The organism is Streptomyces sp. NPDC037242 (assembly GCF_055604165.1).
The window spans coordinates 36,818-57,615 of sequence record NZ_JBVJUY010000011.1 but is presented as its reverse complement, the minus strand read 5'-3'; the positions used below and the strand labels follow the sequence as shown (position 1 = coordinate 57,615).

At 72.4% G+C, this 20,798-nt stretch carries 17 protein-coding genes; 9 read left to right on the top strand and 8 right to left on the bottom strand.

The window, feature by feature from the left end; genetic code table 11:
- Positions 1–34: 34 nt before the first annotated feature.
- On the top strand, positions 35–2,887 hold the full coding sequence (locus ACZ7GJ_RS15345) for a DEAD/DEAH box helicase (protein WP_470751955.1): 2,853 nt from the start codon (positions 35–37) through the stop codon (positions 2,885–2,887).
- Positions 2,888–2,978: 91 nt separating this feature from the next.
- Positions 2,979–3,644, top strand: coding sequence for a TetR/AcrR family transcriptional regulator (locus ACZ7GJ_RS15340; protein ID WP_470751954.1), 666 nt, complete (start codon positions 2,979–2,981; stop codon positions 3,642–3,644).
- Positions 3,645–3,665: 21 nt separating this feature from the next.
- Here the strand turns inward: ACZ7GJ_RS15340 and ACZ7GJ_RS15335 are convergent, their stop codons facing one another.
- The 4 genes from ACZ7GJ_RS15335 to ACZ7GJ_RS15320 form a co-directional block, all read right to left on the bottom strand.
- Positions 3,666–4,622 carry an RluA family pseudouridine synthase gene (locus tag ACZ7GJ_RS15335; protein WP_470751952.1) on the bottom strand — a complete coding sequence of 319 codons (957 nt, stop codon included), beginning with the start codon at positions 4,620–4,622 and terminating at the stop codon, positions 3,666–3,668.
- A 42-nt stretch (positions 4,623–4,664) separates the two neighbouring features.
- A complete protein-coding gene (locus tag ACZ7GJ_RS15330; protein ID WP_470751951.1) occupies positions 4,665–6,200 on the bottom strand; it encodes a serine hydrolase in 1,536 nt (511 codons plus the stop codon).
- A gap of 79 nt (positions 6,201–6,279) precedes the next feature.
- Positions 6,280–7,119 carry a siderophore-interacting protein gene (locus ACZ7GJ_RS15325; RefSeq protein WP_470751948.1) on the bottom strand — a complete coding sequence of 280 codons (840 nt, stop codon included), beginning with the start codon at positions 7,117–7,119 and terminating at the stop codon, positions 6,280–6,282.
- A gap of 49 nt (positions 7,120–7,168) precedes the next feature.
- The gene (locus ACZ7GJ_RS15320; RefSeq protein ID WP_470752147.1) at positions 7,169–8,074 is read right to left on the bottom strand and encodes a 5'-3' exonuclease; all 906 of its coding nucleotides are present in this window, start codon (positions 8,072–8,074) and stop codon (positions 7,169–7,171) included.
- Between the two features lie 303 nt (positions 8,075–8,377).
- On the opposite strand from ACZ7GJ_RS15320, the gene ACZ7GJ_RS15315 reads away from it, so the two are divergent.
- Positions 8,378–8,926 (top strand): helix-turn-helix domain-containing protein, encoded by a 549-nt coding sequence (locus ACZ7GJ_RS15315; RefSeq protein ID WP_365918120.1) that lies wholly within the window; start codon positions 8,378–8,380, stop codon positions 8,924–8,926.
- Positions 8,927–8,931: 5 nt separating this feature from the next.
- Positions 8,932–9,663: a helical backbone metal receptor gene (locus ACZ7GJ_RS15310; protein ID WP_470751946.1), complete on the top strand. Its 732-nt coding sequence runs from the start codon at positions 8,932–8,934 to the stop codon at positions 9,661–9,663.
- On the opposite strand, the gene ACZ7GJ_RS15305 is transcribed toward ACZ7GJ_RS15310, so the two are convergent.
- Positions 9,632–10,753 carry a TDT family transporter gene (locus ACZ7GJ_RS15305; RefSeq protein WP_470751944.1) on the bottom strand — a complete coding sequence of 374 codons (1,122 nt, stop codon included), beginning with the start codon at positions 10,751–10,753 and terminating at the stop codon, positions 9,632–9,634. The two genes, ACZ7GJ_RS15310 and ACZ7GJ_RS15305, sit on opposite strands and share 32 nt — an antisense overlap.
- 70 nt (positions 10,754–10,823) lie before the next feature.
- Between ACZ7GJ_RS15305 and ACZ7GJ_RS15300 the strand changes: the two genes are divergently transcribed.
- Positions 10,824–11,747, top strand: coding sequence for a LysR family transcriptional regulator (locus ACZ7GJ_RS15300; RefSeq protein ID WP_470751942.1), 924 nt, complete (start codon positions 10,824–10,826; stop codon positions 11,745–11,747).
- Positions 11,748–12,604: 857 nt separating this feature from the next.
- Here the strand turns inward: ACZ7GJ_RS15300 and ACZ7GJ_RS15295 are convergent.
- From ACZ7GJ_RS15295 to ACZ7GJ_RS15285, 3 genes are all read right to left on the bottom strand, one after another.
- The gene (locus ACZ7GJ_RS15295) at positions 12,605–13,318 is read right to left on the bottom strand and encodes a gamma-glutamyl-gamma-aminobutyrate hydrolase family protein (RefSeq protein ID WP_470751941.1); all 714 of its coding nucleotides are present in this window, start codon (positions 13,316–13,318) and stop codon (positions 12,605–12,607) included.
- Positions 13,319–13,355: 37 nt separating this feature from the next.
- On the bottom strand, positions 13,356–14,837 hold the full coding sequence (eat, locus tag ACZ7GJ_RS15290) for an ethanolamine permease (RefSeq protein ID WP_470751940.1): 1,482 nt from the start codon (positions 14,835–14,837) through the stop codon (positions 13,356–13,358).
- A 128-nt stretch (positions 14,838–14,965) separates the two neighbouring features.
- A complete protein-coding gene (locus tag ACZ7GJ_RS15285; protein WP_470751938.1) occupies positions 14,966–15,712 on the bottom strand; it encodes a FadR/GntR family transcriptional regulator in 747 nt (248 codons plus the stop codon).
- Between the two features lie 77 nt (positions 15,713–15,789).
- Here ACZ7GJ_RS15285 and ACZ7GJ_RS15280 point away from each other — a divergent pair, with 77 nt between their 5' ends.
- From ACZ7GJ_RS15280 to ACZ7GJ_RS15265, 4 genes are all read left to right on the top strand, one after another.
- Complete coding sequence (locus ACZ7GJ_RS15280; RefSeq protein WP_470751936.1) at positions 15,790–17,172, top strand: glutamine synthetase family protein; 1,383 nt, start codon at positions 15,790–15,792, stop codon at positions 17,170–17,172.
- 34 nt (positions 17,173–17,206) lie between these two features.
- Positions 17,207–18,586, top strand: a complete 1,380-nt coding sequence (locus ACZ7GJ_RS15275; protein WP_470751933.1) for an aldehyde dehydrogenase family protein — start codon at positions 17,207–17,209, stop codon at positions 18,584–18,586.
- Positions 18,587–18,591: 5 nt separating this feature from the next.
- Positions 18,592–19,377: a 3-oxoacyl-ACP reductase gene (locus ACZ7GJ_RS15270; protein ID WP_052877158.1), complete on the top strand. Its 786-nt coding sequence runs from the start codon at positions 18,592–18,594 to the stop codon at positions 19,375–19,377.
- 108 nt (positions 19,378–19,485) lie between these two features.
- The gene (locus ACZ7GJ_RS15265) at positions 19,486–20,784 is read left to right on the top strand and encodes a haloacid dehalogenase-like hydrolase (protein WP_470751931.1); all 1,299 of its coding nucleotides are present in this window, start codon (positions 19,486–19,488) and stop codon (positions 20,782–20,784) included.
- Positions 20,785–20,798 lie beyond the last annotated feature (14 nt).

The following is a 20,798-nucleotide window of genomic DNA, read 5'->3' as shown; positions in this document are numbered from 1 at the left end:
GTTGTCAGAGGTGGCGGGTAGGCTCGATACCAAGATGACCGAAGAACTCTCCCCCGCCGAGCGGTACGCCGCTGCCCGGATCCGCGCCGCCGAAGAGGCCACCGCCCTGGCCCCCTTCCGCGAGCTGTACGAATTCGACCTGGACCCCTATCAGGTCGAGGCCTGCAAGGCACTGGAGGCCGACAAGGGCGTGCTGGTGGCCGCCCCGACCGGCTCGGGCAAGACGATCGTCGGCGAGTTCGCCGTGCACCTTGCCCTCCGACAGGGCCGCAAGTGCTTCTACACGACACCCATCAAGGCCCTGTCGAACCAGAAGTACGCCGACCTCGTCAAGCGCTACGGCGCCGACAAGGTGGGCCTGCTGACGGGCGACAACAGCGTCAACTCCGAGGCGCCCGTGGTCGTGATGACCACCGAGGTGCTCCGCAACATGCTGTACGCGGGCTCGCAGTCGCTGCGCGGCCTCGGCTACGTCGTGATGGACGAGGTGCACTACCTCTCCGACCGGTTCCGCGGAGCCGTCTGGGAGGAAGTGATCATCCACCTCCCCGAGTCGGTGACCCTGGTCTCCCTGTCCGCCACCGTCTCCAACGCCGAGGAGTTCGGCGACTGGCTGGACACCGTGCGCGGCGACACCGAGGTGATCGTCTCCGAGGAGCGGCCCGTACCGCTGTGGCAGCACGTCATGGCCGGCCGGCGGATCTACGACCTCTTCGAGGAGGAGTCCGACCACGGCGGCCGCGGCTCCGCCCGCCGGGAGGTCAACCCCGACCTGCTGCGCATGGCGCGCGAGGAGAACAGCCGCACGTACAACCCGAAGGACCGGCGGCGCGGAAAGATGGTCCGCGAGGCCGACCGCGAGCGCGAGCGGCGCTCCCGCAGCCGCATCTGGACCCCGGGCCGCCCCGAGGTCATCGCCCGCCTGGACAACGACGGGCTGCTGCCCGCCATCAACTTCATCTTCAGCCGGGCCGGCTGCGAGGCCGCCGTCCAGCAGTGCCTGTTCGCGGGCCTGCGGCTCAACGACGACTCCGCCCGGCTGAAGGTGCGCGAGATCGTCGAGGAGCGGACCGCCTCCATCCCCACCGAGGACCTGCACGTCCTGGGGTACTACGAGTGGCTCGAAGGGCTGGAGCGGGGCATCGCCGCGCACCACGCGGGCATGCTCCCCACCTTCAAGGAGGTCGTCGAGGAGCTGTTCGTACGCGGCCTCGTCAAGGCCGTCTTCGCCACCGAGACCCTCGCGCTGGGCATCAACATGCCCGCGCGCACGGTGATCCTGGAGAAGCTGGTCAAGTGGAACGGCGAACAGCACGCCGACATCACCCCCGGTGAGTACACGCAGCTCACCGGCCGGGCCGGGCGGCGCGGCATCGACGTCGAGGGTCACGCGGTCGTGCTGTGGCAGCGCGGCATGGACCCGGCGGCACTCGCCGGGCTCGCGGGCACCCGTACGTATCCGCTGCGCTCCAGCTTCAAGCCCTCCTACAACATGGCCGTCAACCTCGTGCAGCAGTTCGGGCGGCACCGCTCGCGCGAGCTGCTGGAGACCTCCTTCGCGCAGTTCCAGGCCGACCGCTCGGTCGTCGGGATCTCCCGTCAGGTGCAGCGCAACGAGGAGGGCCTGGAGGGCTACCGGGAGGGCATGACCTGCCACCTCGGCAACTTCGAGGAGTACGCGCAGCTGCGCCGCGACCTCAAGGACCGCGAGACCGACCTGGCCAAGCAGGGCGCGGCCCAGCGGCGGGTGCAGGCGGCCGGTTCGCTGGAGAGGCTCAAGCCGGGCGACGTCATCCACGTGCCGACCGGCAAGTTCGCCGGGCTCGCCCTGGTCCTGGACCCGGGTGTGCCGGCGGGGCGGTCCAACGGGCACCGCGGGCACGAGTACACCGAGGGCCCGCGCCCGCTGGTGCTCACCGCCGAGCGGCAGGTCAAGCGGCTCGCCGCGATCGACTTCCCGGTCCCGGTCGAGGCCATCGAGCGGATGCGGATCCCCAAGACGTTCAACGCCCGCTCTCCGCAGTCCCGTCGGGACCTGGCCTCCCAGCTGCGCGCCAAGGCCGGGCACATCGCGCCCGACCGGCACAAGAGGGGCCGGGCGGCGGCCGCCGACGACCGGGAGATCACCCGGCTGCGCGCGGCGCTGCGGGCGCACCCCTGCCACGGCTGCGACGAGCGCGAGGACCACGCCCGCTGGGCGGAGCGCTACCACCGGCTCAAGCGGGACACCCAGCAGCTGGAGCGGCGCATCGAGGGGCGGACGAACACCATCGCCCGCACCTTCGACCGGATCCACGCGCTGCTGACCGAACTGGACTACCTGCGCGAGGACGAGGTCACCGAGCACGGCCGGCGCCTCGCCCGGCTGTACGGCGAGCTCGACCTGCTGGCGTCGGAGTGCCTGCGCGCCGGTGTCTGGGAGGGCCTGAGCCCGGCCGAACTGGCCGCCTGCGTCTCGGCGCTGGTCTTCGAGGCGCGCCAGTCCGACGACGCGGTCGCCCCGAAGGTGCCGGGGGGCGCGGCGAAGGAGGCGCTCGGCGAGATGGTCCGCATCTGGGGCCGGCTCGACGCGCTGGAGGAGGAGCACCGCATCAACCAGGCGGAGGGCGTGGGCCAGCGCGAGCCGGACCTCGGCTTCGCGTGGGCGGCGTACCAGTGGGCCTCCGACAAGAGCCTGGACGAGGTGCTGCGCGAGGCGGAGATGCCGGCCGGCGACTTCGTGCGCTGGTGCAAGCAGGTCATCGACGTGCTGGGGCAGGTGGCCGCGGCGGCACCGTCCTCCTCGGCTCCGCCGTCTTCGGAGGGCGGGAGCACGGTGGCGCGAAATGCCCGTAAGGCCGTGGACGCGCTGCTTCGGGGCGTAGTGGCCTACAGCTCGGTCGGGTAGGTCTTTTTGGGGCTTCCTCCGAAGATTGGGATGGCCGGATCTCATCTCTTGCCATGATCGATTCGGCGTGCCCTGTGCGACGATCGAGTCCATGAGTGGGGGAGCGGGAGAGGGTGCGAGACGGGTCGGTCGGCCGCGCGCCGATCAGCTGAGACCGGACAGCGGCCGGCCGCCGCGCGAGGAACTCCTGTGCGCGGCGGCCGAGCTGTTCACCGTCAAGGGGTACGCGGCCACCACCACGCGGGCGGTGGCCGAACGGGCCGGAATGCGCCAGGCCACGATGTACCACTATTTCGGCGGCAAGGAGGAACTCCTCGCCGAGCTCCTGGAGTCCACGGTCGCCCCCTCGCTGGTGCTGGCCCGTCGGCTGCTCGCCGAACCGCAGCGGCCGGCCGCCGAGCGGCTGTGGGAGTTGTGCCGCTCCGACGTGCTGCTGCTGTGCGGGGGGCCGTACAACCTGGGCGCCCTCTACCTCCTGCCCGAGGTGGGCGGCTCGCGGTTCATCCAGTTCCGCCGGATGCGCCTCGAACTCAAGGACACCTACCGGACGTTGCTCGACGGCACCGCCGCCGGGGTCGAACTCTCCGGCGACCGGGCCGGGTTGGCGCTGCGCAACGACCTGGTCTTCGGCCTCATCGAAGGGGTCATGCTGATCCACCGGGCCGATCCCGCCCGGCCGGTGGCCGCCTTCGCCGAGGCCACCGCCGACGCCGCGCTGCGGATCGCCGGCGTGGGCCGGCCGCCGCCGCCCGGCTGACCCCGCGGTCCCGCCAGCCCGCTAGCCGGCCTCCCAGCCTTCCCGGTCGTGCCAGGCCTGCAAGGCGCGGCCGCTCTCGAAGCGGTGTGCCGCACCGGTGACGGGATCGGTGAACTCCAGCACCTTGGCGAGCAGTTGCAGGGGCCGCCGGTAGTCGTCCGGCGCCGGATCGGTGACCTGCGGGTACACCGGATCGCCGAGGATCGGCAGGCCCAGGCTGTTCATGTGCACCCGCAGCTGGTGGGTGCGGCCGGTGTGCGGGACCAGCCGGTAGCGCCCCAGACCGCCCTCGGACTCGACCAGCTCGATCACGCTCTCGGCGTTCGGCTCGGCGTCCGGGACCTCCACGGCGGCGATGACCCCGCGCAGCTTCTCGATGTGGCTGCGGACCGTACGGGGCACGGCGAGCCCGGGATCCAGGGCCGCGAGGGCCTCGTACTCCTTGCGGATCCGCCGCTCCTGGAACAGCGTCTGGTACGCCCCGCGGTCCTCCGGGCGGATGCTGAAGATCACCAGTCCCGCGGTGAGCCGGTCCAGCCGGTGCGCGGGGCTCAGCTCGGGCAGGTCGAGTTCCTCGCGCAGCCGCGCCAGGGCCGTCTGGAACACGTGGCTGCCGCGCGGGGTGGTCGCCAGGAAGTGCGGCTTGTCCACCACCAGCAGGTGCTCGTCGCGGTGGACGACGGGAATCGGGAACGGCACGGGCTGCTCGGGCGGCATGTCGCGGTGGAACCACAGGTAGGAGCCCGGCTCGTACGGGTCCCGCGCGTCCAGCACCCGGCCCCCGGCCCCCAGCACCCGGCCGGTCGCCAGCAGGCGGGCCATCGACTCGGCGCCGCGGGTGCCCGCGTAGCGCGCGGTGAGCCAGCTGCCGAGATCGGGCCAGATCCCCTGCGGGTCGCCGGGCAGGCGCAGCCGGACGGGGTCGATGCCGGCGATCTGGGGGAGGGGCGATTCGGGGGCCCGCTTGTGGCGTTTCATCGGGTCCAGGCTAAGTGGCCGCTCCTGGTCCGGGCCAAGCGGCTACTGCTGGGTGAAGGTCCCCATGTGGTTGCCGTCCAGGTACTCCACGCGGACCGTGCCGTCGGAGAAGAACACCCCGGTGCGGCCCGCCGCGTTCTCCCCGGCGGTCTCGTAGCTGAAGGTGTCCCCGTCGTAGTGGCTGAGCGGGAAGCGCATCGGCTTCGGGCCGAGCGAGAGGGTCAGGCCGCCGTCGGCGCCCGCCGTGACGGTGAGTCTGCCGAAGTACGGGTTGTCGTAGGTCCCGGTGTACGCCGAGTCGTCCTGGGCCGGCTTCGCGCCCGCGGGCGGGTGCGCGTAGTCGGTCTCGGAGCGGCCCTGGGATTCCAGCTCCGCGTAGAGGGAGCGGGCCAGGGGCAGCCAGTCGGTGGTCGCCTTGCCGTACGCGGCGGTGTCGAAGAAGTCCAGGGCCACGGCGTCGGCGAGGCCGACGGGGGCGCCGTTGGTGAGCACGACGATGCCGAGCCGCTCCAGTGGCAGCATCGTCACGTTCGCGTTGGTGCCGAGCAGGAAGGCACCGGAGTGGCTCAGGCGCAGCCGGCCGGCGTCGTCGTAGGAGACGTTCCAGCCCAGCCCGTAGAAGCCGGTGCGGCCGGCGGCCCCGCTGGGCGGCTGCGAGACGATCTCGGGCAGGTGCGTACGGGCGAGGGTGTCGGCCGGGACGATCCGCTTCCCGTCGAGGGAGCCGTCGCCGAGTTGGAGCCGCAACCAGCGGGACAGGTCGCGGGCGGTGGAGCTGACTCCGCCGGCCGGTGCCTGCGCGTCGGGGTTGCGCACGAAGCGGGGGCTCCACGTGCCGTCGGGGTTCTTGACGTGGGTGGAGGCACGGTTGGCGGCGTTCTCGTAGGCGGAGAACAGGGTGCTCGTGCGGGTCATGCCGGCGGGCTTGAAGAGGGTGTCCTCGCTCAGCTTCTGCCAGCTCGTGCCCTTGGCCCTGGCGACGGCCTCGGCGGCGGCCGTGAGACCGAAGTTGGTGTAGGCGTAACTGGAGCGGAACGCGGTCAGCGGCTCCAGGCGCAGGTGGTCGAGGATGTACGACTGGTCGTAGCCGAGGTCCTCCAGGAGGTCTCCCGCATGGTCGGGCAGGCCGCTGCGGTGGGAGAACAGGTCGGCGGTGGAGACGTGCCCGGTGACCCACGGGTCCTTGAGGGCGAAGCCCGGCAGGTCGGTGTGGCGGTCCCACTCGTCGGCGGAGGTGAGGGCGCCGGCGACGACCGTGGAGGAGACCGGTTTGGAGAGCGAGGCGATCTGGAAGACGGTGTCGGGATCCACCTTGGCGCTCTCGCCGGTGCGCCGCAGGCCGAAGCCCTTGAGGTAGAGGACCTCGTCGTCGTGGACCACCGCGACCGAGACCCCGGGGACGCCGGTGCGGGTCATCATGTCGTTGACCGTGGCGTCGAGCCGGCCCACTGCCGTCTTGACCTGGGCGTCGCTGATCTGGGGTTTCGGCGCGGGGGGCGGGCTGGGTGCGGCCGCCGCCGTCGCCGCGGCCAGGAGTGCAGCGGCCCCGGCCGAGCCGATGACGCGTACCGTGCGCATGGCTCATTGTCCCGCCGGACGGGTGAACGCGCTTGCGGAGCAGGCGCACATCGAGCCCGGCGCCGGACGCGCGGCGGACTCAGGCGGCGGAGCGCATCTCCTGCTCGGCTTCCACGGCGGCGTTCCAGTCGCGCTTGATCGCGCGCCAGCCCTCGTCCGTCTCGCCGTGGCGCCAGTAGCCCGAGATGGACAGGCGCTCGCGGGGGATGCCGCGCTCCACGCGCAGGTGGCGGCGCAGCTCCTTGACGAAGCCGGCCTCGCCGTGGACGAAGGCGTGGACGTCCGCGGAGGGGAACCGCAGGGCGGACACGGCCTCCACCAGGGCCTCGCCGACCGGGCGGCCGGCGCGGTGGATCCAGACCGGCACGATGCCGCACGCGGTGGCGATCTTCTGCTCGTCGTCCGGGCCCTCGACCTCGACGAAGGCGAGCACCTTCGCGCCGACCGGCATCCGCTCCATCGCCGCGCCGATGGCCGGCAGGGCGCTCTCGTCGCCGACCAGGAGGTGCCAGCCGGCCTCGGGCTGCGGGGCGTAGCCCCCGCCCGGGCCGAGGAACCGTACGACCTCGCCCGGCTGGACGCGGGCCGCCCAGGGGCCGGCCAGGCCCTCGTCCCCGTGCACCACGAAGTCCAGCGTCAGTTCGAGGTGGGCCGGGTCCCAGCAGCGCACGGTGTACGCCCGCTGGCGCGGCCACTCCTCGCGCGGGTGCGCCGAGCGGATCTGCTCCAGGTCCCAGGGCTCGGCGTAGCGGACGCCCTCGGCGGCGAAGAGCAGCTTGACGTAATGGTCGGTGAACTCGCCGGCGTGGAATCCGGCCAGCCCCTCACCGCCCAGCACGATCCGCACCATGTGCGGCGTCAACCGCTCGGTGCGTACGACGACTGCGGTGCCGACTGTGCGGACGCGTCCTTCTGCCACGGCGTATCCCCTGACTCCCCAGAAACTTAGGATTACCTAAGTTAGCACCTCAAGTGCGCAGCGCGCTGCTCAGGCGCGACACGGCTCCGGTCAGACCCCACCGGTGCGCAAGAGCATCGACGAGTTCCGGCTGCGCGGGGACCGCGGGCAGGGCGGGGTCGAACTCGGGCAGCGGGACGTCGGAGGCCACCTGCACCACCTTCGGGGCCACCGCCAGATATGGCCGGGACTCGTCCAGACGCTTGCGCTGGGTGGGTGTCAGCTTCGACTTCGGATCGTCGATCGCGGCGATGATTCCGGCCAGCGTGCCGTACGCGTCGAGGAGCTTGGCCGCCGTCTTCTCGCCGATGCCCGGCACGCCCGGCAGGCCGTCACTGGGGTCGCCGCGCAGCAGTGCCAGGTCCGCGTATCCGGGGCCGTCCACCCCGTACTTCTCGCGCAGCCAGGCCTCGTCCGTCACCTGCAGGGAGCCGACGCCCTTGAGTGGGTACAGCACGCGCCGCCGCTTGGCGTCGTCCACCAGCTGGTAGAGGTCCCGGTCGCCCGTGACGATGTCCACCGGCCCGGTGGCGCGGGCCGTCAGGGTGCCGATCACGTCGTCCGCCTCGTACCCGGCGACCCCCACGCGGGCGATCCCGAACGCGTCCAGGGCCGTCTCGATGATCGGTACCTGCGGGGCCAGCGTGTCCGGGGTCTCCTCCACGTCCGGGCCGGTGGCGGTCTCCTCGGCGACCCGGTGGGCCTTGTACGAGGGGATCAGCTCGACCCGCCAGTGCGGCCGCCAGTCGGCGTCCATGCACGCCACCAGATCGTCCGGCCGGTGGTCCTGCACCAGGCGCCCGATGAAGTCGAGCAGCCCGCGCACGGCGTTGACCGGGGTGCCGTCGGGGGCCTTCACGGAGTCCGGCACACCGAAGTACGCGCGGTAGTAGAGGGAGGCGGTGTCCAGGAGCATCAGGCGTCGTGTCGTCGTCACGACGACGATGATGCCGCACCCGCAGAACCCAGGGCCGCCGGGAAAGCGCTCGATGCGCGGTGGGCCGGTCAGCCCGTGCACGCGAAACCGGGGGCGGTTGCTGCGTAAGGTGCTTACAGCACACCCATGTGCGACGGACAAGGGGAGGGCAGCCCCGACATGAACGACAGGGACGGCACGCACGACCTGTACGCAGCGGACGGCAAGAGCGAGCGGAACGGCCGGGACGACAAGTACGACGACCGGGACGACAAGCACAAGGACGCCAAGGAGCCACTGCGGGTGGGCGTGGCCGTGCGCAAGCGGCGCCGCGCGCTGCACCTGACGCTCGCCGCCGTGTCGGCGCGCAGCGGCCTGTCGGTGCCCTTCCTGAGCCAGATAGAGAACGAGCGGGCCCGGCCCAGCATGCGGTCCCTGGAGCGGGTCGCGGACGCGCTGGAGACCACCGCCGTCGAACTGCTGGCCGCCTCCGACACCGCGCGCACGGTGGACCTCGTACGGGCCGGTGACGACTCCGGGCTCACCCCCGTCCCGGGGGTACGGCCCCTGGTGCGCGGGCACCACCAGCTGCACGCGCTGGAGTTCACCGGCGACCAGGACGCGGGACGCGAGTACCAGCACCGCAACGACGAGCTGATGTACGTGGTCTCCGGCGCGTGCCAGGTGGAGGCCGAGGGGCGGGCGTACCGGCTGGAGAGCGGCGACGCGCTGTTCCTCTCGGGCGGGGTCCGGCACCGGTGGCGGGCCGTCACCGAGGACACCCGGATCCTCGTCGTCGCCGTCGGGGACCACATCCACGCCACCTCCGAGCCGCCGGCGCCGGGGCGCTGAGCCGGATGCGGGTCGTCTCGCTGGTGCCGTCGCTGACCGAGGCGGTGGCGTCAAGCGCGCCCGGACTGCTGGTCGGGGTGACCGACTGGTGCACGCACCCCGCGGACCTCGGGGGCGCCGCGCGGATCGGGGGCACGAAGAACCCCGACGTACCGGGGATCGCGGAGCTGCGCCCGGACCTGGTGATCGCCAACGAGGAGGAGAACCGGGCCCCGGACCTGGCGGCGCTGCGGGCGGCCGGGCTGGAGGTGCTGGTCACCGAGGTCCGGGACCTGCCGCAGGCGTTCGCCGAACTGGACCGGGTCCTGGTGGGAGCGCTGGGGCTGGAGCGGCCCGAGTGGCTCGACCGTGCCGAGGCCGCCTGGGCGGACGTGGAGCCCGTCGGGGAGCTCCGCGCCTTCGTGCCCGTCTGGCGGCGGCCCTGGATGGTGCTGGGCCGGGACACCTTCGCCGGGGACGTGCTCGCCCGGCTGGGGGTGCGCAATGCCTATGCGGGGCACCCGGAGCGGTACCCGAAGGTGCCGGTGGAAGAGCTGGCCGCCGCCGGCTGCGATCTGGTGGTGCTCCCCGACGAGCCGTACGCCTTCAGTGCGCAGGACGGTCCGGAGGCCTTCCCCGGCCTCCGGGCCGCCCTCGTGAGCGGACGCCACCTGACCTGGTACGGGCCCTCGCTGGCAGAGGCCCCGGCGGTCCTGTCGGCGGCGATCAGGCGGTCTTCGGCAGCAGCCGGCCGGTGAACAGGCCGCGCAGGGTGTGGACCGCGGCGAGCAGCCAGGCGGTGACCAGGCCCAGGAAGAGGGCGGTGGCCAGCCAGGCGAAGGCGTCCAGGCCGGTGTGGCGGGCCAGTCCGGCCGCGCCGGTGACGCAGGTGCCGACGGGGAAGGTCAGGGCCCACCAGGTCATCGCGAAGCCCATGCCGTTACGGGCGGCCCGCACCAGCATGGCTGCGGCGAGGGCAAGCCACAGCAGGGCGAAGCCCATCACGGGCACCCCGTAGACCACGGCGAAGGCGCCGAAGGCATGGGCGTAGGAGGCGTCGATGGCGCCGGGTGCCACGTCCGCGAGCTGGTTGACGGCGGTGGTGGACTGCCCGAGGGGGCCCAGGACCAGGAACAGGGTGGGGGTCAGGGCCAGGGGCAGGGGCCCGTGCACGATCAGGCGGCCGAAGACCAGGGGGAGCATCAGCAGGGTGGCCAGCAGGCTGATGCCGAACATGGCGTAGCAGGCGAGCAGCAGGGCCTCGCGGGGCTGCCCGGCGGGCAGGTGGGGGACGAGCAGGGGCCCGACGGCGGCGGAGACCATGGGGGAGACCACGGGCAGCAGCCAGACGGGGGTGGCCTGGGAGGCCTCGACCTTGTGCCGCGCCACCATCAGGTAGGGCACGACGACGGCCATGACCAGGCCGATCACGGTGCCGGCGGTGAACAGGACCGTGTCCACCGCTATCGCCGCGGGCATTCCGATCAGGTCCTTGCCGACGATCAGGGTGCCGCCGCCGACGGCCAGCAGGGCCATCGAGAGGCAGCCGTAGAAGGGGGCCACGGCGGGGTCGAGGAGGTGGGCGCGGGCCTGGTCGCGGTGGTGGAGCCAGTGCCCGGCGCGGGCGGTCAGCAGTATGGCGAGGGCCACGGCGGACAGCGCCCAGACGAGCTGGCAGGCCGCGCGCTGCCCGGGGAGCTGGTACGGGAGGGTCGCTCCGGCGTTGGCGATGATGGCCGTGCCCATGACCGAGGCGTACCAGTTCGGGCCGAGGTGGCGCAGGGCGGGGACCTTGTGGGTCCGGGTGAGTTCGATGACGGTGCGGGGTCGCACGATGGTGGTGGCCATGGGTCCAGCGTCGTCGCAGGTGGGAGCGGGCGGCAGAGGTCGCACTCCTATGAGGCCATAAACTGATGTTATGGGTGATGAGGACGTAGTACCGCTGGCGCACCGCGTGCCGGACCTGGGCGCGCTGGAACTTCTGCTGGCGGTCGCGCGGATCGGCAGCCTGAGCGGGGCCGCGCGCCGGCTGGGCATCACCCAGCCCGCGGCGAGCAGCCGGATCCGGGCGATGGAGACCCGGCTGGGGGTGGCCCTGGTGGACCGCTCCCCGCGCGGCTCGACGCTCACGGCGGAGGGCGCGCTCGTCACCGACTGGGCCCGGCGGGTGGTGGAGGCCGCGGAGGCCTTCGACGCGGGGGCGCAGGCGCTGCGCGGGCGGCGGGACTCGCGGCTGCGGGTGGCGGCCAGCATGACCATCGCGGAGTACCTGCTGCCCGGCTGGCTGATCGCCCTGCGCGGGGACCGCCCGGACACGGCGGTGTCCCTGCACGCCGGGAACTCGGCGGACGTCGCCCAGCGGGTCCTGGCCCACGAGGCGGACCTGGGCTTCGTGGAGGGGCTGAGCGTCCCCGACGGGCTGGACTCCGCCGTCATCGCGCAGGACCGCCTGGTGGTGGCGGTGGCGCCGCAGCACCCCTGGGCGCGGCGCTCGAAGGGGGTGGACGCCGGGGAACTGGCGTCGACCCCGCTGATCCTGCGCGAGCGCGGCTCGGGCACCCGGCAGGTCCTGGACGCAGCCCTGGCGGGGTCCGGGGGCCTGGCCGCGCCGCTGCTGGAGCTGGCCTCGACCACCGCGGTCAAGGCGGCGGCGCTGAGCGGGGCCGGGCCGTGCGTCCTGTCGGAACTCGCGCTGGACGACGAGCTGTCGGCCCGCCGGCTGGTGGAGGTGCCCGTACCGGGCGCCGCCCTGGCCCGCGCACTGCGCGCCGTCTGGCCGACGGGGGCCCGCCCGTCGGGCCCGGCCCGTGACCTGCTGTCGCTGACCCGGCGGCGTACGTAGGCCGTTCGGGCGAGGAGGGATCGAGTCGGCGGGGGTCGGACGGTGACCCGGGGCCGCCCCCTTCAGGAAGGTGGCCCTGCACGTTGCCGCCCGTTGTGAAAGGAAGCACCCCCATGCGTCTTTGCCACGCAGCCGTCGCCGCCTTCGCCGCCACGGGGATCTTCGAGTAGGCGTACGTCGGCCCCGGCGGCGCCACGCACCGGGCGCACCTGGAGGGCCGGGCGGGCGGCGATTGCCAGACCTTCCCCGAGGCCGCCGACCCCAGCGCCGGCGAGCCCGCGCACTCGCCGCGCAACCGGACCACCGCGACGGCCACGGTGTTCACCGAACCGGACTGCGAGGGCGGCTGGTTCACGTTGAAGCCGCTCACGGGCCAGGCTCGGACCGGATGAAGATCCGGTCGGTCAACGTCGACGGCTGATCCCGCTAGGGGGGCGCCGGGCGCAGTGGGCCGCCCCCGCCCTCGCGCTCGCCCTGACCACGCCGCCGCCGGTCTGGTGGTCGCGCCCGCCGCCCAGGCGGCTCCCGCCCTCTGCGGGACCGACGTCTCCGACTTCACGGGTGCCACCACCAAGGACCCTCCGGGTCAACGCGCTCAACCACGGGCAGCTCATCTTCCCCACCTACACCGGCGGGATCGGCCGGGTCACGGACGTGGCCTGCAGCGCCGGGCTGCTCCGTCCAGCCGGGTCACCACCATCACCGGCACCGTGACCACCACCGGCGTGGAGAAGGCCCCGGGCCTGCTCAAGACGCTCAACTTCACCGCCAGCCGCGTCTGATCGCCCCGGGAGGGGGGATCCACGGGGCCCCGGCGCCGGGGGAGAGGCGCCGGGGCCCGTCGGGGCGGAGCGGGGTCAGCCCACCGGCACCGCGACCGCCCGGCGGGCGGCGGCCGCCTCGACGAGGGAGGCCATCACCCGGGTGTCCTTGTCCCGCTCCGGGTGCCACTGGACGCCCAGGACGTGGCGGGAGCGGTCGGGGTCCTCGATCGCCTCGACCGTGCCGTCGACCGCGTGGGCCGAGACGACCAGGCCGCGGCCGAGGCGGTCCACCGCCTGGTGGTGGTAGGTCGGGACCTCCGCCTCCTCCGGGACCAGCGCCGCGTAGCGGGTGCCCGGCACCGGCCGGACCGGGTGCCAGGAGGTGACGCCCGGGGTGTCGACGTGGCCGTCGATGTGCTGGTGCAGCGTCCCGCCCAGGACCACGTTCAGTGCCTGCATGCCCCGGCAGATCCCCAGCAGCGGCACGCCGGAGGCGAGCGCGGCCCCGATCAGAGCCAGCTCCCAGTGGTCGCGCACCGTGGCGGGCGCGCCCGTGCGGGGGTCGCGGGCGGCTCCGTAGTGGACCGGGTCCACGTCGGGGCCGCCCGCGATGACCAGGCCGTCCACTCGGCTCAGCACCTCCGCCGCCCTCCCGGGTTCGTCCGGCGGCAGCAGCACGGCCGCGCCGCCCGCTGCCTGGACGAGTTCGTAGTACCCGGTGGGGACCAGGGCCGTGGGAAGGTCCCACACCCCGTAGCGGGTGGAATCCTCCACGTAGGTGGAGATGCCGATGAGCGGCCTGTGCACGGTTGTTACCTCCAGAGGGCTGTTCGGGGGCAGGATTTCAGTCGCGGGACAGTTCCGCCTCCGCTTCCGCGAGGGCCGCGAACTCTTCCTCGGGTGCGGAGGCCACCAGGTGGTGCCGACTGTAGAGCGCGAAGTAGGCCAGGGCGACGGCGTACACGGCCAGCGCGATGAAAGCCGCGTCCTTGTCCACCAGGAAGGTGGCGACCAGGGCCGAGAGGGCGAGTACGAAAGCGACCGATGAGGTCGCGACGCCGCCCGGAGTGCGGTACGGACGCTCCAGGTCCGGCTCGCGGCGGCGCAGGACGATGTGGGACAGGGCCATCAGGGCGTAGCTGATGGTCGCGCCGAAGACCGCGATGTTCAGCATGCGGGGGCCGTTGCCGGTGGCGGCGGCCAGGGCGAAGCCGATCGCGCCGGGGATCAGCAGGCCCAGGTAGGGGGCCTTGCGCCGGGAGGTCAGGGAGAGGAAGCGCGGGAGGTAGCCCGCCCGGGACAGGGCGAACAGCTGCCGCGAGCCGGCGTAGATGAGGGAGAAGAAGGAGGCCACGAGCCCGGCGAGACCCGCGTAGTTGACGAAGGTCTTCAACCAGGACAGGCCGGGGTTGCCCTCCAGGGCGACGACCAACGGGTTGCCCGCGTCCTTGATGGCGTCGGCGCCGCGCGCCCCGGTCGAGGCGAGGAAGGTGATCAGCGCCAGCAGGATCAGGATGCCCATCGAGATCGACAGGGCGCGGGGCATGGAGCGCACCGGGTCCTTGGCCTCCTCGGCCGCCAGCGGCACGCCCTCGACGCCGAGGAAGAACCACATGCCGAAGGGGAAGGCGGCCCAGATGCCGAGGATGCCCAGCGGCAGCCAGGAGCCCGCGCCGAAGGCGGTGGTGTCCACGGCGATGTCGTCGAGGTTGCCCGCGTCGAACTCGGTGAAGGCGCCGACGGCGAAGACGACCAGCGCGAGGACGGCGACGGCGGTGACGACGAGCGAGAAGCGCAGGGCCTCGCCGACGCCCCAGAGGTGGATGCCGATGAAGATGGCGAAGCAGGCGAGGTAGACGGGCCAGCCGGAGGTGAGGCCGAAGAGGTTGAGGGACTCGACGTAGTCGCCGATGAAGATGGCGATGGCGGCGGGGGCGAGGATGTACTCGATGAGGATGGCGGTGCCGGTCAGGAAGCCGCCCCAAGTGCCCAGCGCCCGGCGGGCGAAGCCGTAGCCGCCGCCGGCGGTCGGCAGGATCGCCGACAGCTCCGCGAGGGAGAAGACCAGGCAGGCGTACATCGCGCCCATCAGGAGGGTCGCTATGGCGAGGCCGCCGAAACCGCCCTGGGCGAGGCCGATGTTCCAGCCGGAGAAGTCGCCGGAGACGACGTACGCGACGCCGAGGCCGGTGAGGAGCAGCCAGCCGGCGCTGCCGCGGCGCAGGGTGCGGCGCTCCAGATAGCCGTCGCCCTCGGGGACGGCCTTCGCCGGGGACGTGGTGGGGTCGGGCACGGCTGCCAGCCGTGCCTCGGTGTCGTCGGCCATGTGCGCTCCTGCCTAGGGCAATGGTTGTGGGGCGTACCTTTGCCCCTCGGGAGTGGCAGGCGCAAGACCCGTGCGTTAAACAGGGGTTACGAAAACCTCTCCGGACGTCGGCCACCCTGCCCCGGAGCTCAGGCCAGAAACCCCCGCAGCAGCGCGGCCGTGCCGCAGCAGTGCTCGCGCATCACCTCGCGCGCCGCGTCCGCGTCCCGCTCCAGCACCGCCTCCACCAGGGCGGTGTGCTGCTGCTGCGAGTGCTCCAGGTTGCGCACCAGCAGCGGGATGCAGTCCAGCAGGTCGTTCACGGTGGCCCGGACGGCCGCGTACTGGGCCGTGAGCGTGGCGGATCCGGCCAGTTCGCACAGGGTGAGGTGGAAGAGGGTGTCCTGGCGCCGGTAGTCGGCGAGCTGGGCGTCATGGGTGGCCGTCAGCGCCCCGAGCAGCCGCTCCGCGCCCTCCTCGGTCAGCCCCTGGGAGGCGCACAGTCCGGCCGCGCCCACCTCCAGGACCTCGCGGAACCGCAGGACGTCCTCGATGTCCACGCCCGCCACCCGCCGGCGCAGCTCCTCCTCGGCGCCGCCCGCCGGGGTGTCGGGGCGGGGCAGCACGAACGTTCCGCCGTACCGGCCGCGCCGGGCCTCCACCAGGCCCTGGTCCTGGAGGACCTTCAGCACCTCGCGGAGCGTGACCCGGCTGATGCCCATCCGCTCGGCCAGCTCCCGCTCGGGCGGGAGCCGTTCCCCGCCGGGCACCAGGCCGAGCCGGACCACTTGCAGGATCTGCTCCAGCGCCTCCTCGAAACCGCTGCCCGCCCGCACCTGCCGCAGTACGGGATTCAGCCGCGCGACGGCGCCGCCTTCACTCGCCGTATCGGTCATGTCGGCTCCTCCCCTTCCCAAGCAATGGTTCTATTCAATACCTTAGGCGCACTCGGCTCACCGAAGGAGAGATTCCCGTGGTAGACCGCAAGCCGCCGCTCGCGACCGAGGAGCTCCGTGCCCTCGTCGCCAGCGGTGAGATCGACACAGTGGTCCTGGCCTTCCCCGACATGCAGGGGCGGCTCCAGGGCAAGCGGTTCGCCGCACAGTTCTTCCTCGACGAGGTCCTCGCGCACGGCACCGAGGGCTGCAACTACCTCCTCGCCGTCGACACCGACATGAACACCGTCGACGGATACGAGATGTCCTCCTGGGACCGGGGATACGGCGACTTCGCCATGCACCCCGACCTCGCCACCCTGCGCCGGATCCCCTGGAACCCCGGCAGCGCCTTCCTCATGGCCGACCTCGCCTGGAACGACGGCTCGCCCGTCGTCGCCGCGCCCCGCCAGATCCTGCGCCGGCAGCTGGAGCGCCTCGCCGAGCACGGGTACACCGCGATGGTCGGCACCGAGCTGGAGTTCATGGTCTTCCAGGACACCTACGAGCAGGCCTGGAACTCCCACTACAAGAACCTGACCCCCGCCAACCAGTACAACATCGACTACTCCGTCCTCGGGACCGGCCGCATCGAGCCCCTGCTGCGCCGCATCCGCAACGAGATGCAGGCCGCGGGCCTGGTCGTCGAGTCGGCGAAGGGGGAGTGCAACCTCGGCCAGCACGAGATCGCCTTCCGCTACGACGAGGCGCTGACCACCTGTGACCAGCACGCGGTCTACAAGACCGGGGCGAAGGAGATCGCCGCCCAGGAAGGCGTCTCGCTCACCTTCATGGCCAAGTACGACGAGCGCGAGGGCAACTCCTGTCACATCCACCTCTCGCTCAGCGACGCCGACGGACGCAACGCCATGGCCGGTGAGGACCCCGACGGCCCCGGCCATCACGGTGGAATGTCACCCGTGATGCGCCACTTCCTGGCCGGTCAGTTGGCCGCGCTGCGCGACTTCTCCCTTCTCTACGCCCCGAACATCAACTCGTACAAGCGTTTCCGCCCGGGATCCTTCGCCCCGACCGCGGTCGCCTGGGGCGTGGACAACCGGACCTGCGCCCTGCGCGTCGTCGGCCACGGCCGCTCCATGCGCTTCGAGAACCGCCTCCCCGGCGGCGACGTCAACCCGTACCTCGCCGTCGCGGGCCTGGTCGCGGCCGGTCTCTACGGCGTCGAGAACCGCCTGGAACTGCCCGAGGCCTGCCCGGGCAACGCCTACACCGCCGACTACGCCCACGTCCCGACGACCCTGCGCGAGGCCGCCGAACTCTGGGAGAACAGCGAGATCGCCAAGGCCGCCTTCGGGCCCGAAGTGGTCGCCCACTACCGGAACATGGCCCGCGTGGAACTGGACGCCTACGACTCCGCCGTGACCGACTGGGAGCTGCGCCGCTCCTTCGAACGCCTGTAAAACCCCTCCCCTGAGAAGATCTGTGAGGAACCACGTGTCCGATGAGCTGGCCCCCCTCGAACTAGAGGTCCTGAACCCGGCCACCGAGGAAGTCATCGCCACCGTCCCGGCCGCCACACGGGACGATGTCGACGCCGCCGTCGCAAGGGCCGCCGCGGCCCAGCGCGGCTGGGCCGCCGCCGCCCCCGCCGACCGGGCCAGACTGCTCCGCCGCTTCGCCGCGGTCGTCGACGGCCACATCGAGGAACTGGCGCAGCTGGAGGTCCGCGAGGCCGGCCACACCATCGGCAACGCCCGCTGGGAAGCCGGCAACGTACGGGACCTGCTCGACTTCGCCGCCGGGGGAGTGGAACGCCTCGCCGGCCGCCAGATCCCCGTCGCCGGCGGCATCGACGTGACCTTCCTCGAACCCCTCGGCGTCATCGGCGTGATCGCCCCCTGGAACTTCCCCATGCCGATCGCCGCCTGGGGCCTGGCCCCCGCCCTGGCCGCGGGCAACGCCGTCATCCTCAAGCCCGCCGAGACCACCCCGCTCACCGCGCTGCGCCTCGCCGAACTCGCCCTCGAAGCCGGGATCCCCGAGCACCTCTTCCAGGTGCTCCCCGGCCGGGGTACCGAAACGGGCGACGCGCTGGTCGAGCACCCGGGCGTCGCGAAGATCGTCTTCACCGGCTCCACCAGGGTCGGCAAGCAGATCATGGCCAAATGCGCCGACCGCGTGAAGCGGGTCACCCTCGAACTCGGCGGCAAGAGCCCCAACATCGTCTTCGCCGACGCGGACCTGGAGGCCGCGGCGGCCGCCGCACCCATGTCCTTCCTGGACAACACCGGGCAGGACTGCTGCGCCCGCACCCGCATCCTCGTACAGCGCTCGGTCTACGACCGGTTCCTGGACCTGGTGGCCCCCGGGATCGAGGGCGTGGTCGTGGGTGACCCGGCCGACGAGAAGACGCAGATGGGGCCGCTGATCTCGCGGCTGCAACTGGACCGCGTACGGTCCTACGTCACCGACGACCTCAAGGCGATCCGCGGCGCCGCCCCCCGGGGCCCCGGCTTCTGGTTCCCGCCGACCCTGGTCACGGACGTCGCCCCCACCGCGCCCGTGGCCGCCGAGGAGGTCTTCGGCCCGGTCGCCGTCGTCCTGCCCTTCGAGGACGAGGAGGACGCCGTACGCCTGGCCAACGCGACCGAGTACGGCCTCTCCGGCTCCCTCTGGACCCGCGACATCGGCCGCGCGCTGCGCGTCTCGCGCGCCGTCGCCGCGGGCAACCTGTCCGTCAACTCCCACAGCAGCGTCCGCTACTGGACCCCCTTCGGCGGCTACAAGCAGTCCGGACTCGGCCGCGAGCTCGGACCCGACGCCCTCACCGCATTCACCGAGACCAAGAACGTCTTCATCAGCACGGAGGCCTGAAGCACATGTCCAACGAAGAGATCATCTGCCGCCGCCTGGTCGGCCGTACCGCCGTCATCACCGGGGCCGGCAGCGGCATCGGACTCGCCACCGCCCGCCGGCTGGCCTCCGAGGGCGCCAACATCGTCTGCGGCGACATCGACGAGACGGCCGGCAAGGCCGCCGCCGAGGAGGTCGGCGGCACCTTCGTGAAGGTCGACGTCACCAGCCCCGAGGAGGTCGAGGCCCTCTTCAAGACCGCCTTCGACACCTACGGCTCCGTCGACATCGCCTTCAACAACGCCGGCATCTCGCCCCCGGACGACGACTCGATCCTCACCACCGGCCTGGAGGCCTGGAAGCGGGTCCAGGACGTCAACCTCACGTCCGTCTACCTGTGCTGCAAGGCCGCGCTGCCCTACATGCAGCGCCAGGGCCGCGGCTCGATCATCAACACCGCGTCCTTCGTGGCCATCATGGGCGCCGCGACCTCGCAGATCTCCTACACCGCCTCCAAGGGCGGCGTCCTGGCCATGTCCCGCGAGCTCGGCGTCCAGTTCGCCCGCGAGGGCATCCGCGTCAACGCGCTCTGCCCGGGGCCGGTCAACACCCCGCTGCTCCAGGAGCTGTTCGCCAAGGACCCGGAGCGCGCCGCCCGCAGGCTCGTGCACATCCCGCTGGGCCGGTTCGCCGAGCCCACCGAGATCGCCGCGGCCGTCGCCTTCCTCGCCAGCGACGACTCCTCCTTCATCAACGCCACCGACTTCCTCGTCGACGGCGGCATCTCCGGCGCGTACGTGACCCCCCTGTAAGCCTTCACCCGAAAGCCACCCTCCCGACAGCCGGGCGTCGCACGACGCCCGGCTGTCGTGTTCTACCGTCCGCGACGATCTACGTCAGAAACAGGAGCGTCCACCTCAGTGACCCGACCCACCACCGCGCGCCGCCTCCAGGCCGTCGCCGCCGCCGTCGCGATATCCGCCGGCACCCTCGTCGCCGCCGCACCCGCCGCCCAGGCGGCCCGCCCCGGTACCCACTGCACCGCCCCGCAGCTCGCGGCCGGCTGGTACGGGGACAACCAGGCCCGCCTCCAGCAGCTCATCGACGAGTACGGCAGCTGCAACCCGTACCGGCCCAGCCGCAACAAGCCCGTCGCCGTCTTCGACTGGGACAACACCGTCGTCAAGAACGACGTCGGCGACGCCACCATGTTCTGGCTGCTGCGCAACGGCAAGATCCGCCAGCCCGCCCGCGGCGACTGGTCCACCACCAGCCGCTACCTCACCCCGGCCGCCGCCCAGGCCCTCGCCGACGCCTGCGCCGCGCTCGCCCGCCCCGGCGCCCCGCTGCCCACCGGCACCCCCGAGGGCGCCGACTGCGCCGACGAGCTCAACGCCGTCTACGGCACCGCCGCGACGAAGGCCGGCGCCGCCGCCTTCGCCGGCTGGGACCGCCGTACGATCGAACCCGCCTACGCCTGGCTGCCGCAGCTGATGCAGGGCTGGACCGCGAGCGAGGTCCGCGGCTTCGCGGCCGCCGCGCAGGCCGAGAACCTGGCCGCGCCCGTCGGCGCCAAGCAGCAGGTCGGCAGCGCCACCGCCACCGGCTGGGTGCGCTACTACGACCAGCAGAAGGACCTGATCGCGGGCCTGCAGAAGGCCGGCTTCGACGTCTGGATCAGCTCGGCCTCGCCGCAGCCGGTCGTCGAGGTGTGGGCCAACGGCGTCGGGATCAAGGCGGACCACGTCATCGGCATCCGCAACACCACCACCGGCGGCGGGAAGTTCACCTCCCACCTCCAGGGCTGCGGATCCGTCAAGGACGGCGCCGACTCGATGATCACGTACATCGACGGCAAGCGCTGCTGGATCAACAAGGAGATCTTCAAGGTCCGCGGCGCCGCGGCCGAGAAGGTCCAGCCGGCCGCGCGCCGCCAGGTGTTCGCCGCGGGCGACTCCGACACCGACATCTCGTTCCTGCGCGATGCGACCGCCCTGCGGCTGGTGGTGAACCGCAACAAGAACGAGCTCATGTGCCGCGCGTACGACAACAGCGACGGCAAGTGGATCGTGAACCCGATGTTCATCGAGCCGAAGAAGCAGAAGGCCACGCCCTACCCGTGCGCCACGACGGGCTACGTCGACCGCGACGGCACGGCCGGTCCCGTCCGCCGGGGCGACACGAGCGTCATCCCCGACCAGACGGACACCGTCTTCTAGCTACTGGTGCGGCA

What these genes read in the sequence shown, in the direction of transcription:
- ACZ7GJ_RS15345 (WP_470751955.1), top strand. Translation starts at nt 35, where the DNA reads ATGACCGAAGAACTCTCCCCCGCCGAGCGGTACGCCGCTGCCCGGATC.
- ACZ7GJ_RS15340 (WP_470751954.1), top strand. Translation starts at nt 2,979, where the DNA reads ATGAGTGGGGGAGCGGGAGAGGGTGCGAGACGGGTCGGTCGGCCGCGC.
- ACZ7GJ_RS15335 (WP_470751952.1), bottom strand. Translation starts at nt 4,622, where the DNA reads ATGAAACGCCACAAGCGGGCCCCCGAATCGCCCCTCCCCCAGATCGCC.
- ACZ7GJ_RS15330 (WP_470751951.1), bottom strand. Translation starts at nt 6,200, where the DNA reads ATGCGCACGGTACGCGTCATCGGCTCGGCCGGGGCCGCTGCACTCCTG.
- ACZ7GJ_RS15320 (WP_470752147.1), bottom strand. Translation starts at nt 8,074, where the DNA reads ATGCTCCTGGACACCGCCTCCCTCTACTACCGCGCGTACTTCGGTGTG.
- ACZ7GJ_RS15310 (WP_470751946.1), top strand. Translation starts at nt 8,932, where the DNA reads ATGCGGGTCGTCTCGCTGGTGCCGTCGCTGACCGAGGCGGTGGCGTCA.
- ACZ7GJ_RS15305 (WP_470751944.1), bottom strand. Translation starts at nt 10,753, where the DNA reads ATGGCCACCACCATCGTGCGACCCCGCACCGTCATCGAACTCACCCGG.
- ACZ7GJ_RS15300 (WP_470751942.1), top strand. Translation starts at nt 10,824, where the DNA reads ATGGGTGATGAGGACGTAGTACCGCTGGCGCACCGCGTGCCGGACCTG.
- eat (WP_470751940.1), bottom strand. Translation starts at nt 14,837, where the DNA reads ATGGCCGACGACACCGAGGCACGGCTGGCAGCCGTGCCCGACCCCACC.
- ACZ7GJ_RS15285 (WP_470751938.1), bottom strand. Translation starts at nt 15,712, where the DNA reads ATGACCGATACGGCGAGTGAAGGCGGCGCCGTCGCGCGGCTGAATCCC.
- ACZ7GJ_RS15270 (WP_052877158.1), top strand. Translation starts at nt 18,592, where the DNA reads ATGTCCAACGAAGAGATCATCTGCCGCCGCCTGGTCGGCCGTACCGCC.